Source organism: Pseudomonas sp. BN414 (genome assembly GCF_029871275.1).
GTDB lineage: Bacteria > Pseudomonadota > Gammaproteobacteria > Pseudomonadales > Pseudomonadaceae > Metapseudomonas > Metapseudomonas resinovorans_C.
Genome location: NZ_SSOL01000073.1, coordinates 244600 through 259500 on the forward strand (window position 1 = coordinate 244600; position 14901 = coordinate 259500).

The 14901-nt window shown below is 61.6% G+C and carries 14 protein-coding genes; 11 read left to right on the forward strand and 3 right to left on the reverse strand.

The window, feature by feature from the left end; all coding sequences use genetic code 11:
* Positions 1 to 27: 27 nt before the first annotated feature.
* Entirely contained in the window at positions 28 to 246 is a 219-nt protein-coding gene (infA, locus tag E8E95_RS21190) for a translation initiation factor IF-1 (protein ID WP_016492441.1), read from the forward strand.
* Positions 247 to 299: 53 nt separating this feature from the next.
* On the opposite strand, the gene clpA is transcribed toward infA, so the two are convergent.
* Both clpA and clpS read right to left on the reverse strand, forming a co-directional pair.
* Entirely contained in the window at positions 300 to 2570 is a 2271-nt protein-coding gene (gene clpA / locus E8E95_RS21195; RefSeq protein WP_179058386.1) for an ATP-dependent Clp protease ATP-binding subunit ClpA, read from the reverse strand.
* Positions 2571 to 2598: 28 nt separating this feature from the next.
* On the reverse strand, positions 2599 to 2961 hold the full coding sequence (gene clpS / locus E8E95_RS21200; protein WP_077526649.1) for an ATP-dependent Clp protease adapter ClpS: 363 nt from the start codon (positions 2959 to 2961) through the stop codon (positions 2599 to 2601).
* A 230-nt stretch (positions 2962 to 3191) separates the two neighbouring features.
* Between clpS and cspD the strand changes: the two genes are divergently transcribed.
* A complete protein-coding gene (cspD, locus tag E8E95_RS21205) occupies positions 3192 to 3455 on the forward strand; it encodes a cold shock domain-containing protein CspD (RefSeq protein ID WP_179058388.1) in 264 nt (87 codons plus the stop codon).
* Positions 3456 to 3522: 67 nt separating this feature from the next.
* On the opposite strand, the gene icd is transcribed toward cspD, so the two are convergent.
* A complete protein-coding gene (gene icd / locus E8E95_RS21210; protein ID WP_280353663.1) occupies positions 3523 to 4779 on the reverse strand; it encodes an NADP-dependent isocitrate dehydrogenase in 1257 nt (418 codons plus the stop codon).
* 356 nt (positions 4780 to 5135) lie between these two features.
* Between icd and E8E95_RS21215 the strand changes: the two genes are divergently transcribed.
* The 9 genes from E8E95_RS21215 to E8E95_RS21255 all read left to right on the forward strand — a co-directional run bounded on the left by E8E95_RS21215 (position 5136) and on the right by E8E95_RS21255 (position 14457).
* Positions 5136 to 7364, forward strand: a complete 2229-nt coding sequence (locus E8E95_RS21215) for an NADP-dependent isocitrate dehydrogenase (RefSeq protein WP_280353665.1) — start codon at positions 5136 to 5138, stop codon at positions 7362 to 7364.
* A 98-nt stretch (positions 7365 to 7462) separates the two neighbouring features.
* The gene (locus E8E95_RS21220; RefSeq protein WP_280353667.1) at positions 7463 to 7906 is read left to right on the forward strand and encodes an NUDIX hydrolase; all 444 of its coding nucleotides are present in this window, start codon (positions 7463 to 7465) and stop codon (positions 7904 to 7906) included.
* Between the two features lie 247 nt (positions 7907 to 8153).
* Entirely contained in the window at positions 8154 to 9272 is a 1119-nt protein-coding gene (gene mnmA, locus E8E95_RS21225; protein ID WP_179058392.1) for a tRNA 2-thiouridine(34) synthase MnmA, read from the forward strand.
* Positions 9269 to 9889, forward strand: a complete 621-nt coding sequence (gene hflD, locus E8E95_RS21230; RefSeq protein WP_077524424.1) for a high frequency lysogenization protein HflD — start codon at positions 9269 to 9271, stop codon at positions 9887 to 9889. The genes mnmA and hflD overlap by 4 nt, the downstream gene beginning before the upstream one ends.
* A gap of 108 nt (positions 9890 to 9997) precedes the next feature.
* A complete protein-coding gene (gene purB / locus E8E95_RS21235) occupies positions 9998 to 11368 on the forward strand; it encodes an adenylosuccinate lyase (RefSeq protein ID WP_153922512.1) in 1371 nt (456 codons plus the stop codon).
* Between the two features lie 60 nt (positions 11369 to 11428).
* Complete coding sequence (locus E8E95_RS21240; RefSeq protein ID WP_179058394.1) at positions 11429 to 12595, forward strand: cupin domain-containing protein; 1167 nt, start codon at positions 11429 to 11431, stop codon at positions 12593 to 12595.
* On the forward strand, positions 12588 to 13013 hold the full coding sequence (locus tag E8E95_RS21245; protein WP_028628738.1) for a GNAT family N-acetyltransferase: 426 nt from the start codon (positions 12588 to 12590) through the stop codon (positions 13011 to 13013). The genes E8E95_RS21240 and E8E95_RS21245 overlap by 8 nt, the downstream gene beginning before the upstream one ends.
* A gap of 8 nt (positions 13014 to 13021) precedes the next feature.
* The gene (locus E8E95_RS21250) at positions 13022 to 13651 is read left to right on the forward strand and encodes a histone acetyltransferase HPA2 (protein WP_280353672.1); all 630 of its coding nucleotides are present in this window, start codon (positions 13022 to 13024) and stop codon (positions 13649 to 13651) included.
* Complete coding sequence (locus tag E8E95_RS21255; protein WP_280353674.1) at positions 13648 to 14457, forward strand: secretin N-terminal domain-containing protein; 810 nt, start codon at positions 13648 to 13650, stop codon at positions 14455 to 14457. The genes E8E95_RS21250 and E8E95_RS21255 overlap by 4 nt, the downstream gene beginning before the upstream one ends.
* Positions 14458 to 14901: the final 444 nt, after the last annotated feature.

Genomic DNA, 14901 nt, shown 5'->3' on the forward strand with positions numbered 1-14901 from the left:
ATCTCTGAATACCGAGGGCTTTACTGCATGTCGAAAGAAGACAGCTTCGAAATGGAAGGCACTGTCATCGACACCCTGCCCAACACCATGTTCCGTGTGGAGTTGGAAAATGGGCACGTCGTCACCGCGCACATTTCCGGCAAGATGCGCAAGAATTACATCCGCATCCTCACCGGCGACAAGGTTCGCGTCGAGCTGACGCCGTACGATCTGAGCAAAGGCCGCATCACCTACCGCGCCCGCTGATCGGATAGTCATGAAAAAGCCCGGCAATTGCCGGGCTTTTTTGTGGATGGCCGTCAGGCCATCTCTGCTGTGGTCTCGAACTCGAAGCTGAGCTCCTCGTCCTTGACGTCGACGTGCACCACGCCGCCGTGCTCGGCCAGTTCGCCAAACAGGATCTCCTCGGCCAACGGCCGTTTGATCTTGTCCTGGATCAGCCGCGCCATCGGACGCGCGCCCATCTGGGCATCGTAGCCCCGCTCTGCCAGCCAGCCACGCGCCTCATCGCTGACCACCAGCTGCACACGCTTGTCCTCCAGCTGCGCCTGCAGTTCGGTGAGGAACTTGTCCACGACATTCTTGATGACTTCGTGGCTCAGGCGGCCGAACTGGATGATGGTGTCCAGGCGGTTGCGGAACTCCGGCGTGAAGCTCTTGCGAATGACTTCCATGGCGTCCGAGGAGTGATCCTGCAGAGTGAAGCCGATGGACGCCCGTGCAGCGGTTTCGGCGCCGGCGTTGGTGGTCATGATCAGGATCACGTTGCGGAAATCCGCCTTGCGACCATTGTTGTCCGTCAGGGTGCCGTGATCCATCACCTGCAGCAGCAGGTTGAAGACTTCCGGGTGAGCCTTCTCGATCTCGTCCAGCAGCAGCACGCAGTGCGGCATCTTGGTGATCGCCTCGGTCAGCAGGCCACCCTGATCGAAACCAACGTAGCCCGGAGGCGCACCGATCAGACGCGAAACGGTGTGCCGCTCCATGTACTCGGACATGTCGAAGCGAAGCAGCTCAATCCCCATTGCCTTGGCCAGCTGACGAGCAACCTCGGTCTTGCCTACCCCGGTGGGGCCGGCAAACAGGAAAGAGCCCACAGGCTTGTCCGGCGACTTGAGGCCAGCACGCGACAGCTTGATCGCGGTGGACAGGGAGTCGATTGCCGCGTCCTGACCGAACACGGTCAGCTTCAGGTCACGCTCCAGGTTACGCAGCAGCTCCTTGTCGGAACTGGTGACGTGCTTGGGAGGAATCCGCGCGATCTTGGCGACGATATCTTCGACCTGCGCCACTTCGATTCGCTTGGCACGCTTTTCTTCCGGCTGCAGGCGCTGGTACGCACCCGCTTCATCGATCACGTCGATCGCCTTGTCAGGCATGTGCCGATCATTGATGTAACGCGCAGCCAGCTCAGCAGCGGCACGCAACGCCTCGTCGCTGTACTCGATATGGTGGTGCTGTTCGAAGCGCGCCTTGAGCCCCCTGAGGATGCCCACGGTGTCCTCGACGGAAGGCTCGGTGACATCGACCTTCTGGAACCGCCGCGCCAGGGCCCGATCCTTCTCGAAGATGCCGCGGAACTCCTGGAAGGTAGTGGAACCAATGCAACGGATCTCACCCGAGGAAAGCAGCGGCTTGAGCAGGTTGGACGCATCCATTACGCCGCCGGACGCCGCACCGGCGCCGATGATGGTATGGATCTCGTCAATGAAGAGGATGGCGTGCGGGCGCTTGCGCAGCTCATTGAGGAGCGCCTTGAAGCGCTTCTCGAAGTCACCGCGATATTTGGTGCCCGCCAGTAGCGCGCCCAGATCAAGGGAATAAACCACGCTATCGGCCAGCAGGTCGGGCACCTGGTTGTCGACAATACGCTTCGCCAGGCCTTCGGCGATCGCAGTCTTGCCGACACCCGCCTCACCCACCAGCAACGGATTGTTCTTGCGACGACGCGCCAGGATCTGGGCGACGCGCTCGACTTCGTTCTCACGCCCCACCAACGGGTCGATGCGCCCCATCCGTGCCAGTTCGTTTAGGTTGCTGGCGTAGGCATCGAGAGGATGTCCGGAAGCAGCGGCCTCACCACCCTCCTCGTCTTGCATTTCCTGCTCGTGGTCGTGCTGCTCGCCATGTCCCGGCACCTTGGAAATACCGTGGGCGATGTAGTTGACGACGTCGATACGGGCCACGCTCTGCTGTTTCAGCAGGAACACAGCCTGGCTCTCCTGCTCACTGAAGATCGCAACCAGCACGTTGGCGCCGGTGACTTCGCGCTTGCCGGAACTCTGTACGTGGAACACCGCGCGCTGCAGAACACGCTGGAAACCGAGCGTAGGCTGGGTTTCACGGTCCTCGTCGTGCTGGGGAATCAGCGGAGTGGTGGAATCAATGAACTCCTGCAGGTCGTGCCGCAACTTGTCCATATTCGCGCCGCATGCACGCAACACCGTTGCGGCAGCCTCGTTATCCAGCAGGGCGAGCAACAGATGCTCGACCGTCATGAATTCATGGCGCTTGGCGCGGGCCTCCTTGAAGGCAAGATTGAGGGTGACTTCGAGCTCGCGGTTCAACATGGCTTCACCTCATACCCAAGGGGCGGCATTAACCGTCCTTCTCGATCTCACAGAGCAGCGGATGCTGGCTCTCTCTCGCATATTGATTGACCTGCATGGCCTTGGTTTCGGCTATGTCACGCGTGAACAAGCCGCAAACCGCCCGACCTTCCGTATGCACGGTCAGCATGATCTTGGTGGCGAGTTCCCGGTTCATACCGAAGAACGTTTCGAGCACCTCGACCACGAAATCCATTGGGGTGTAGTCATCGTTAAACATGACCACCTTATACATAGGTGGCGCCTGCAGGGCTGGCTTGGCTTCCTGCACCGCCAGGCCCGTGGAGTCGTCCTCATGATGCTGCGGACTGTCCTGATTGAATGTTAGTCGAATCTGGCTGCTTGCATGCATGCTGGAATTAAAGGTCATAGGTGAGTGAAAAACGGCCGCTGGAAAGACTTTGATCCGTTTCTCAGGCGATGCTGGCAACGCCTTGACTAACGGCAAAACGGTGTTACAACCAGTGGATACCCGTCTTCGGGTATCAGGGGTTCCACGTGCGTGGCCAAGGCGGCCCTAAGGGCGTGGAGTCGAAGTGGATGATACTCCAGTGATGGAGTCCTTTGCAGAGGGATATCAGCATGCTTAGCGGTAAGGTCAAGTGGTTCAACAACGCCAAAGGCTATGGATTCATCCTCGCCGAAGGCCGAGATGAGGACCTGTTCGCCCACTACTCGGCCATCCAGATGGACGGCTACAAGACGCTAAAGGCTGGACAGCCGGTAAGCTTCGATATCATCCAGGGACCGAAAGGCCTGCATGCCGTGAATATTCGTCCGGTCACGGCCACCACCGAAGCGCCTGCCGCAATCAGCCAACCCCAGGGCAGCACGGTAGAAGTTTGAGCCCCCGAAATATTTGGGCAAAAAAAGGCCGGTCAGATGACCGGCCTTTTTGTATCCGCCTTCAAACTCACATGTGAGCGATGATCGCGTCACCGAACTCGGAGCAGGACAGCAGCTTGGCGCCATCCATCAGACGCTCGAAGTCGTAGGTAACGGTCTTCGCCGCAATGGCTCCGTTGGTGCCATCGATGATCAGGTCGGCCGCTTCGGTCCAGCCCATGTGGCGCAGCATCATCTCCGCGGAAAGGATGACCGAGCCCGGGTTGACCTTGTCCTGACCCGCATACTTCGGCGCGGTGCCGTGGGTGGCTTCGAACATGGCAACGGTGTCGGACAGGTTGGCACCGGGAGCGATACCGATACCGCCTACCTCGGCTGCCAGGGCGTCCGACAGGTAGTCACCGTTCAGGTTCAGGGTGGCGATGACGTCGTACTCGGCCGGACGCAGGAGGATCTGCTGCAGCATGGCGTCGGCGATCACGTCCTTGACCACGACGTTCTTGCCGGTGCGCGGATTCTTGAACTGCATCCACGGGCCGCCATCCAGCAGCTCGGCACCGAATTCGTCACGGGCGATTTCGTAGCCCCACTCTTTGAAGGCACCTTCGGTGAACTTCATGATGTTGCCCTTGTGAACGATGGTCACGGAGCTGCGATCATTGTCCACGGCGTACTGCAGGGCCTTGCGCACCAGACGCTTGGTGCCATCCTGGGATACCGGCTTGATGCCGATGCCGCAATTCTCGGTGAAGCGGATCTTCTTGACGCCCATTTCCTCGGTGAGGAACTTGATGACCTTCTCGGCCTCGGGGCTGCCGGCTTTCCATTCGACGCCTGCATAGATGTCTTCGGAGTTCTCGCGGAAGATTACCATGTCAACGTCGCCAGGCTTCTTCACCGGGCTCGGAACGCCCTCGAACCAGCGAACCGGGCGCTGGCAAACGTAGAGGTCCAGCTCCTGGCGCAGGGCCACGTTGAGCGAGCGGATGCCGCCACCGACAGGCGTGGTCAGCGGCCCCTTGATGGAAACGACGTAATCGCGAACGGCTTCCAGGGTTTCTTTCGGCAGCCAGGTGTCCTGGTCGTAGACCTGGGTGGCCTTCTCACCGGCATAGACTTCCATCCACGATATCTTGCGGGCACCGCTGTAGGCCTTGGCCACCGCGGCATCCACCACCTTGATCATGACAGGGCTGATATCAACGCCGATGCCGTCACCCTCGATGAACGGGATGATCGGGTTATTCGGTACATTCAGGGACATATCTGCATTGACGGTGATTTTGTCACCGACTGCCGGCACCTGGATCTTTTGGTATCCCATGCTGAGCTCCGTATTGTGGTTGAGAACGCTCTTGCAGCTCGTGAGCCTACTCCAGTTGGCCGGTCATCGACCATATCTTCCTTAGTCGAAACAGCCCCTCGCGTCAGCCCGCCTAAAGGAGTGATATACTGCGCGCCGTGACTTGACAGTCATCGGGGTCGAGCAGTCTGGGACCAGACTCACTGTCCTCGCAGCGGCCTAACCACCACCATGGCAAAGCCGTACAACGCTCTACTGGCGCTTCATTACCCCCGCGGCAAATCTCGACACAGCTCAACTTCGACATTGAGCGAATGTGCCTACCAATGCGCTTCGAGACTCTGTGCGCGCCCAGAAAAGAAGAGAGTTAAACGTTAATGTCCAACCGTCCGAAGATTACATACACCTTCACCGACGAAGCCCCTGCGCTCGCCACCTACTCGCTCCTCCCCATCGTCAAAGCCTTCGCCGCCTCGGCTGGCATCGACGTCGAGACCCGCGACATCTCTCTTTCAGGCCGTATCCTGGCCTCCTTCGCTGACAAGCTCCCCGCTGACAAGCGCATCGAAGACGATCTGGCCTACCTGGCAGTCCTGGCCACTTCGCCAGACGCCAACATCGTAAAACTTCCGAACATCAGCGCCTCGGTGCCGCAGCTCAAGGGCGCCATCGCCGAACTGCAGGCACTGGGCTACGGCATCCCGGACTTCCCGGAAGATCCGCAGACCGACGACGAAAAAGACACCCGCACCCGCTACGCCAAGGTCCTGGGCAGCGCCGTGAACCCGGTCCTGCGCGAAGGCAACTCCGACCGCCGCGCCCCCGCCGCCGTCAAGGCCTATGCCCGCAAGCACCCGCACTCCATGGGCAAATGGAGCATGGCCTCCCGCTCCCACGCCGATTACATGCGTGGCGGCGACTTCTTCTCCAGCGAACAGTCCATCACCATGGCCAAGGCCGGTGACGTGCGCATCGAGTTCGTCGGCAAGGACGGCAAGGTCGAAGTCAAGAAGCAGCTCCCCCTGCAGGACGGCGAAGTCCTCGACAGCATGTTCATGAGCTGCAAGAAACTGCGCACCTTCTTCGAGCAGACCCTGCAGGACTGCAAGGAAAGCGGCGTCATGTGGTCCCTGCACGTCAAGGCGACCATGATGAAGGTCTCCCACCCGATCGTCTTCGGCCACGCCGTCAGCGTTTACTACAAGGACGTGTTCGACAAGTACGGCGAGCTGTTCAAGGAACTGGGCGTCAACCCGAACAACGGCATCAGCAGCGTCTACGACAAGATCAAGGTGCTGCCGGCTTCCCAACAGGAAGAAATCCTCCACGACATCCACGAGGTGTACAGCCACCGTCCGGAAATGGCGATGGTCGACTCCGTGAAGGGCATCACCAACCTGCACATCCCGAGTGACGTGATCGTCGACGCCTCCATGCCGGCGATGATCCGCAACTCCGGCCAGATGTGGGGCAAGGATGGCAAGCAGAAAGACACCAAGGCGGTCATGCCTGAGAGCACCTACGCTCGCATCTACCAGGAAATGATCAACTTCTGCAAAACCAACGGCGCCTTCGACCCGACCACCATGGGCACCGTGCCGAACGTCGGCCTGATGGCACAGAAAGCGGAAGAATACGGTTCCCACGACAAGACCTTCGAGATGACCGCCGACGGCACCATGCGCGTCGTGGCCGCCGATGGCACCGTGCTGATGCAGCACCAAGTGGAAGCCGGCGACATCTGGCGCGCCTGCCAGACCAAGGACGCCCCGATCCGTGACTGGGTGAAGCTGGCCGTGACTCGCGCTCGCCAGTCCAACACCCCGGCCATCTTCTGGCTGGACCCGGAGCGCGCCCACGACCGCGAACTGCGCAAGAAGGTCGAGCTGTACCTGCAGGATCACGACCTGACCGGCCTGGACATCAGCATCAAGGGCTACAACGAAGCCATCCGTACCAGCATGGAGCGTCAACTGCGTGGTCAGGACACCATTTCGGTGACCGGCAACGTACTGCGCGACTACCTGACCGACCTGTTCCCGATCATGGAACTGGGTACCTCGGCCAAGATGCTGTCCATCGTTCCGCTGATGGCGGGCGGCGGCATGTACGAGACCGGTGCCGGCGGTTCGGCTCCGAAGCACGTACAGCAGCTGGTGGAAGAGAACTACCTGCGCTGGGATTCCCTCGGCGAGTTCCTGGCCCTGGCGGTCTCCCTGGAAGAAACCGGGATCAAGACCGGCAATGCCAAGGCCAAGCTGCTTGGCAAGGCGCTGGACGAAGCCACCGGCAAACTGCTGGACAACAACAAGTCGCCGTCGCGCAAGGTTGGCGAGATCGACAACCGTGGCAGCCACTTCTACCTGGCAATGTACTGGGCCCAGTCCCTGGCCGCCCAGGACGAAGATAGCGAACTGAAGGCCCACTTCGCCCCGCTGGCGAAGGCTCTGACCGAGCAGGAAGCGACCATCGTCGCCGAACTGAACGGCGCCCAGGGCAAGGCCGTGGAAATCGGCGGCTACTACCGCTCGAACCCCGAGCTGACCAGCCAGGTGATGCGCCCCAGCAGCACCTTCAACGCTGCGATTGACGGCCTGCTGGCTTAAGCCACAGGGCGACACAGGAAACCCCGGGCATTGCCCGGGGTTTCTTTTTTCCGCCACCAGCGACTTATGATGTCGCCCCCTTTTCCGGAGCCTTGCCGATGACCTGGCAACCCCACATCACCGTCGCGACCATTGTCGAGGACCAGGGCCGCTTCCTTCTGGTGGAGGAGGAAGCCGATGGCCGCGCCGTGTTCAACCAGCCTGCCGGCCACCTGGAAGCCAACGAGACCCTCCTTGAAGCTGCGCTGCGCGAAACCTTCGAGGAAACCGGCTGGGAGATCGAGCTGACCGCAGTCACCGGCATCTATCTCTACACCGCCCCGAGCAACGGCGTGACCTACCAGCGAGTCTGCTTCGCCGCCAAGCCGCTACGTCACCATCCGGACCAGCAGCTGGACGACGGCATCATCGGCCCGCGCTGGCTGACCCGCGACGAGCTCCTGGCCGAGAAGAATCGCTGGCGCAGTCATCTGGTCATGCGCTGCATCGATGACTACCTGGCAGGCGAGCGATTCCCCCTGAGTTTGATCCGCGTCGCCTGACCACCCCAGCCCAAAGAACCCGCTTACGATCTTGCGAGCTAGAGCTATGCAAGGCGAAAGTAGGTGAGGAAGCGGAGTTTACGGCTGTAAATGAGCATTACTCGCCTCGCTCGCCCTTCGGGCCGCGCTAAAGCGCGTTAGCCGCAAGCGGCTTTCCGAACCTGCTTTCAACGCAGCAGGGCCGACGCGCAGCTGATCGCGAGCCGGTTCTGATAGAATTCCGCTTTTGCTTAAAGTGCAGATTCCCATGCGTGATCCAGCCAATACCCGCGTCATAGTCGGCATGTCCGGCGGCGTCGACTCCTCGGTTTCCGCCCTCCTCCTGCTCGAACAGGGCTATCAGGTTGAAGGCCTGTTCATGAAGAACTGGGACGAAGACGACGGCACCGAGTACTGCACCGCCAAGGTAGACCTGGCCGATGCACAGGCCGTGTGCGACCGCATCGGTATCAAGCTGCATACCGCGAACTTCGCCGCGGAGTATTGGGACCATGTGTTCGAGCACTTCCTTGAGGAATACAAGGCCGGCCGCACGCCCAATCCGGACATCCTCTGCAACCGCGAGATCAAGTTCAAAGCCTTCCTCGACTACGCCCTCTCCCTGGGCGCCGACCTGATCGCCACCGGCCACTACGTACGCCGCCGCGATATCGACGGACGCACCGAGCTGCTCAAGGGCCTGGACCCGAACAAGGACCAGAGCTACTTCCTCCACGCGGTTGGCGGCGAACAGATCGCCCGCACCCTGTTCCCCGTGGGTGAGCTGGAGAAGCCCGAAGTACGCGCCATCGCCGAAAAATACGGCCTGGCCACCGCGCGCAAGAAAGACTCTACCGGTATCTGCTTCATTGGCGAGCGCCGCTTCACCGATTTCCTCAAGCAGTACCTGCCCGCACAACCCGGCGATATCGAAACCACCGAAGGCGACGTCATCGGCCGCCACCACGGCCTGATGTACCACACCATCGGCCAGCGCCAGGGCTTGGGCATCGGCGGCATGAAAGACGCTAGCGATGAGCCCTGGTACGTCCTCGCGAAGGACCTGTCGCGCAACGTACTGATCGTCGGCCAGGGCAACGAGAACCCCTGGCTATACTCCCGCTCGCTGAACGTGTCGGAAATCTACTGGGTGAACCCTATCGACCTCAGCCAGCCGCGCCAACTCAAGGCCAAGGTGCGCTATCGCCAAAGCGACCAGCCCTGCACCCTGGAAGCGACTGCAGACGGTTATGTTGCGGTGTTCGACGAAGCCCAACGGGCCGTCACGCCGGGACAATCCGTGGTCTTCTACGACGGTGAAATCTGCCTCGGCGGCGGCGTGATCGAAAGCGCCGAGCCTTCGGATGCCGGAGTGAAACGCCCATGAACCAGACCCGTGAGCAACTGGTCGCCCTCGGCGCCGTCTTCGAAGCGGCCGCGCTAGTGGACCGCATCGCCAAGACCGGCCAGATCAGCGAACCGCCGCTCGGCTGCATGCTCGGCAGCCTGCTGGTCCGAGATCCGAAAGACACGCTGGACGTCTACGGCGGTGACGACCTCAACCTGCGCGACGGCTACAAGGCCCTGGTCAGCGCCCTGGAGCGCGAGCCCTCCAGTCTGCAGCGCGAGCCCCTGCGTTACGCCCTGGCGCTACTGACCCTGGAGCGCCAGCTGGCGAAGCGCGGCGATATGCTCGACGTGATCGGCACTCGCCTGGACCAGATCCAGCAGCAGGTGCAGCACTTCGGCCTGGTGCACGACAACGTCATCGCCGCTTGCGCCAGCCTCTACCAGGACACGCTGAGCACCTTCCGCCAGCGCATCCAGGTACACGGCGACATGCGCCACCTGCAGCAGTCCAGCAACGCCGCGAAGATCCGCGCCCTCCTCCTCACCGGTATCCGCGCCGCGCGCCTCTGGCGCCAGCTCGGCGGCAATCGCTGGCAGCTGCTTTTCAGCCGCCGCAAGCTGCTCAACGAGCTCTACCCGCTCCTGCGCGGCTGACTCGCCTGCGCCATGTGTCGTCGACCATGGCGCACAGGCAGCGAGCGCGACGAAAACCATGTATGATGTGCGCCCCTTTTCGTTGACCGATTGTCCGAGAACGCACTCATGCAGCTTTCCTCGCTCACCGCGGTTTCCCCCGTAGATGGCCGCTACGCCGGCAAAACCAGCGCACTGCGCCCGATCTTCAGCGAATACGGCCTGATCCGTTTTCGCGTCCAGGTAGAGGTCCGCTGGCTGCAGCGCCTCGCCGCCCACGCCGGGATTCCGGAAGTCGCGCCCTTCTCCGCTGAAGCCAACGCCCTGCTCGACAAGCTGGCCGAAGACTTCCAGCTGGAGCACGCCGAGCGCATCAAGGAAATCGAGCGCACCACCAACCACGACGTGAAAGCCGTGGAGTACCTGCTCAAGGAGCAGGCCGCCAAGCTTCCCGAACTGGCCAAGGTCAGCGAATTCATCCACTTCGCCTGCACCAGCGAGGACATCAACAACCTGTCCCACGCCCTGATGCTGCGCGAAGGCCGCGACCAGGTCGTGCTGCCGCTGATGCGCCAACTGGCCAACGCTATCCGCGATCTGGCCGTGCGCTTCGCCGACGTACCGATGCTCTCCCGTACCCACGGCCAGCCGGCCTCGCCGACCACCCTCGGCAAGGAAATGGCTAACGTCGTGTACCGCCTGGAGCGTCAGATTGCCCAGGTAGCCGCCGTACCGCTGCTGGGCAAGATCAACGGCGCCGTGGGCAACTACAACGCCCACCTGTCCGCCTATCCGGACGTCGACTGGGAAGCCAACGCCCGCGAGTTCATCGAAGGTGACCTGGGGCTGACCTTCAACCCCTACACCACCCAGATCGAGCCGCACGACTACATCGCCGAACTGTTCGACGCAGTCGCCCGCTTCAACACCATCCTCATCGACTTCGACCGCGACGTCTGGGGCTACATTTCGCTCGGCTACTTCAAGCAGAAGACCATCGCCGGCGAGATCGGCTCCTCGACCATGCCGCACAAGGTCAACCCGATTGACTTCGAGAACTCCGAAGGCAACCTGGGCATCGCCAACGCCCTGCTCCAGCACCTGGCCAGCAAACTGCCGATCTCCCGCTGGCAGCGCGACCTGACTGACTCCACCGTGCTGCGCAACCTCGGTGTCGGCTTCGCTCACAGCGTCATCGCCTATGAAGCAACCCTCAAAGGAATCAGCAAGTTGGAGCTGAATGCTCAACGTATTGCTGAAGACCTGGACGCCTGCTGGGAAGTCCTCGCCGAGCCGATCCAGACCGTGATGCGTCGCTACGCGATCGAAAATCCGTACGAGAAGCTCAAGGAACTGACTCGCGGCAAGGGCATCAGCCCGGAAGCGCTGCAGACTTTCATCGACGGCCTGGATATTCCGGCCGAGGCCAAGGCCGAACTGCGCAAAATGACCCCCGCCAGCTACATCGGTAACGCTGTAGCCCAGGCCAAGCGCATCTGATTGGTTTTGAACCAGTGCACGCCCGGCTGTGCCGGGCGTTTTTATTTCAAAGGCTTAGACATGAATCCTGATACTCCTCTTCAACTTTTGGGCGGACTTACCGCGCGCGAATTCCTGCGCGATTACTGGCAACAGAAGCCGCTCCTGATCCGTCAGGCGATTCCCGGATTCGAAAGCCCCATCTCCCCCGACGAGCTCGCTGGCCTTTCCCTGGAAGAGGAAGTGGAGTCGCGCCTGGTACTCGAACATGGCGAGCGTCCCTGGGAGCTGCGCCGCGGCCCATTCGCCGAAGACACCTATCAGAACCTGCCCGAGCGCGACTGGACCCTGCTGGTCCAGGCGGTCGACCAGTTCGTTCCGGAAGTTGCCGAATTGCTGGAACACTTCCGCTTCCTGCCGAGCTGGCGCATCGATGATGTGATGATCAGCTATGCCGCGCCCGGCGGTGGTGTAGGCCCGCACTTCGACAACTACGACGTGTTCCTGCTTCAGGGCCACGGCCGCCGCCACTGGAAGCTCGGCCAGATGTGCGATGCCGAAAGCGCCCTGCTGCCCCACGCAGACCTGCGCATCCTCGCCGACTTCCAGCAGAGTGAAGAATGGGTCCTGGAGCCCGGCGACATGCTCTACCTGCCACCACGCCTGGCGCATTTCGGTATCGCCGAAGACGACTGCATGACCTACTCCGTCGGCTTCCGCGCCCCAAGCGCGGCCGAAGTGCTGACCCACTTCACCGACTTCCTCGCCCAGTTCATGCCGGACGAAGAGCGCTACAGCGATGCAGGCACGGCCCCCACCAGCGATCCGCACGAGATCCAGCGCGACGCACTCGATCGCCTGAAATCGCTGCTCAACGAGCACATGAGCGACGAGCGCCTGCTGCTCACCTGGTTCGGCCAGTTCATGACCGAGCCGCGCTACCCGGAACTGGTGGCTGGCGCCGAAGTGGAAGAAGAGGATTTCCTCGGCGCGATCGAGGATGGCGCGGTACTGATTCGCAACCCCAGTGCGCGCCTGGCCTGGTCCGAAGTCGACGTTGGCCTCGTGCTCTTTGCCAGCGGCCAGAGCCGCCTGCTGCCAGCCAGCCTGCGTGAACTGCTGAAGCTCATCTGCGCCGCCGAAGCGTTGCATCTGGAGAATCTCGGCCAATGGCTGGCCGATGACGAGGGGCGTAAGCTTCTTCTGGAACTGGTCAAGCAAGGAAGTCTGGAGTTTGCCGATGAGTGAGATACACGTCCGCGTTGCCGACTGGCAGAAGGACAATGCCGACCTGCGCCGTATCCGTGAGGCTGTATTCATCGCCGAACAGTCCGTCGCACCGGAACTGGAATGGGACACCGAAGATGCGGACGCCGTGCACTTTCTCGCCTTCGAGCGGGACTATGCTATCGGCACCGCCCGCCTGCTTCCCGACGGCCACATCGGCCGTGTTTCGGTGCTCAAGGACTGGCGCGGGCTGAAGGTTGGTGATCGCCTGCTGCAGGCCGCTATCGCCGAAGCCGAACGTCGCGGCCTGAAGCGCCAGATGCTTTCCGCCCAGGTCCATGCCACCGCGTTCTATGAGCGTCACGGCTTCAAGATCGTCAGCAGCGAGTTCCTCGAAGCTGGCATCCCCCACGTGGACATGGTGCGCGAAAGCCAGTAGAGGCCGAGATGAACGAAAACACCCCGGAAAGTACTGAGAACGATGTCGAACTACCGGCCATTGAGTTCCAGTCGCCGGGGCGTTTCAGTGTTCACAACCCCTCCTCGCTGCAAGCCGAGGCGCCCGAATGGGAACCCGCCCCGTTCAGCCTCGGCAGTCATGATCGCCTCGAGCGCTTCAGCACTCCGGACGACGCCCGCGCCCATGCCCTCGCACTCATGCAACAGGCGCGCCGCCGGCTCTGCCTCTACACCCCGGACCTGGAGCCCTGGCTTTATCACAACAGTGCTATCCAGCAGGCCTGCACCCGCCTCCTGGTCAGCGATCCGAAATGCCAGGTGCGCATTCTCGTGCGCGACTTGAGCCGCGCAGTGAAAGAAGGCCATCGCCTGCTCAGCCTCAGTCGGCGCATTTCCAGCAATTTCCAGATTCGCCGCATCAACCCCGACCACCCTTCGGAGGACCTGGCGTACCTGATAGCCGATGATCGCGGACTCCTTGTTCGCCCTGAGCCCGAGCAGTACGCCGGCTACGCGCTCTACAACGACCCCGGAAGGACCCGGCTGCAGCAGACCCGCTTCGACCAGGCCTGGGACCTGAGCATTACCGATGCCGATTTGCGGAGCTTCCTGATATGACCCCACGCGCCCTGTTCGCTGCCCTCCTGCTGCTCGTCTGCCTGCCCCTGCAGGCGGCGACGGAGCTTATCCAGTTGCGCTATCGCACAGCGGATGAGCTGCTGCCGATGGCGCAGTCGGTGCTGGGCAACGAAGGACGTGTCAGCGCTTACGGCAATCAACTGATCGTCAACGCCGAACCGGCGAAGATCAACGAACTGCGCAATCTGCTCGACCAACTCGACACCCGCCCCCGCCGCCTGCTGATCAGCGTCGACACCAGCGACAGCAACTTCCAGAGTGACCGCGGCTATGCGGTCAACGGTTCGGCCAGTGTGGGCGGCGTCGATGTCCAGGCAGGGCGCGGCGAAGTCCATGGGCGTGACCAGGTGCGCATCATTCGCCGCACTACCGACAGTCGTGGCGCGGGCGTGCAGCAAGTGCAGACCACCGAGGGCTACCCGGCGCTGATCCAGGTGGGCCAGAGCGTCCCCCTCACCACCACCAGCAGCGGCCCCTACGGCGAGGTCTACAGCAACACCGAGTACCGCAATGTGACCCAGGGTTTCTACGTCACCGCCACCCTTTCCGGCGAGCTGGTGCACGTCAGCATCAGCAGCAACCGGGATCGCCTTAACAGCAGCCAGCCCGGCGTGATCGACGTGCAGAGCACCGACACCAAGGTCAGCGGACGCCTTGGCGAGTGGATCACCATCGGCGCCGTGAACGAGGACAGCCAGTCCGACCAGAGTGGCTTCCTGCGCCACCGCACCACCCAGGGACGTGAAGACATGACCCTGCGCCTCAAGGTCGACGCAGTCGACTGACAGCCTCTTTTCAGACCACCCGGTCTCATCCGAAGGTCTTATGTAGTAGTCCAAAAAAAACACTACAAAACGATTGACGAACACTTGTTTGAAAGAGCAAGATAGCCTCGCTCCCGCTAGCCAGGGGCTCTGAAAAGGGCCTCCGGGTCGCGCTCCAGCCAACCAGCCGAGCCGACCCGTGTTGTAACAGCCCATAAGGCAGTGCGACGAGGTTGCGACTGGAACGAGGTTGTCCTGAGGGACGGGGAAGCACCCGCAACAATCGCAAGATCGAAGGCAGTGCCCGGCAGATCGCCCAACGGTTTCCACGAACCGGCAAGTGATCGAAGAGCGCAAAACCACCCATCGATTTCGCGAGCGTCTGCAGTCATTCACCCCGCCTCCAGCTACATCTCCCTCCAGTCGGTCCTTCGACGCGCTGCGGTGAGCTACCCGCAATAACCT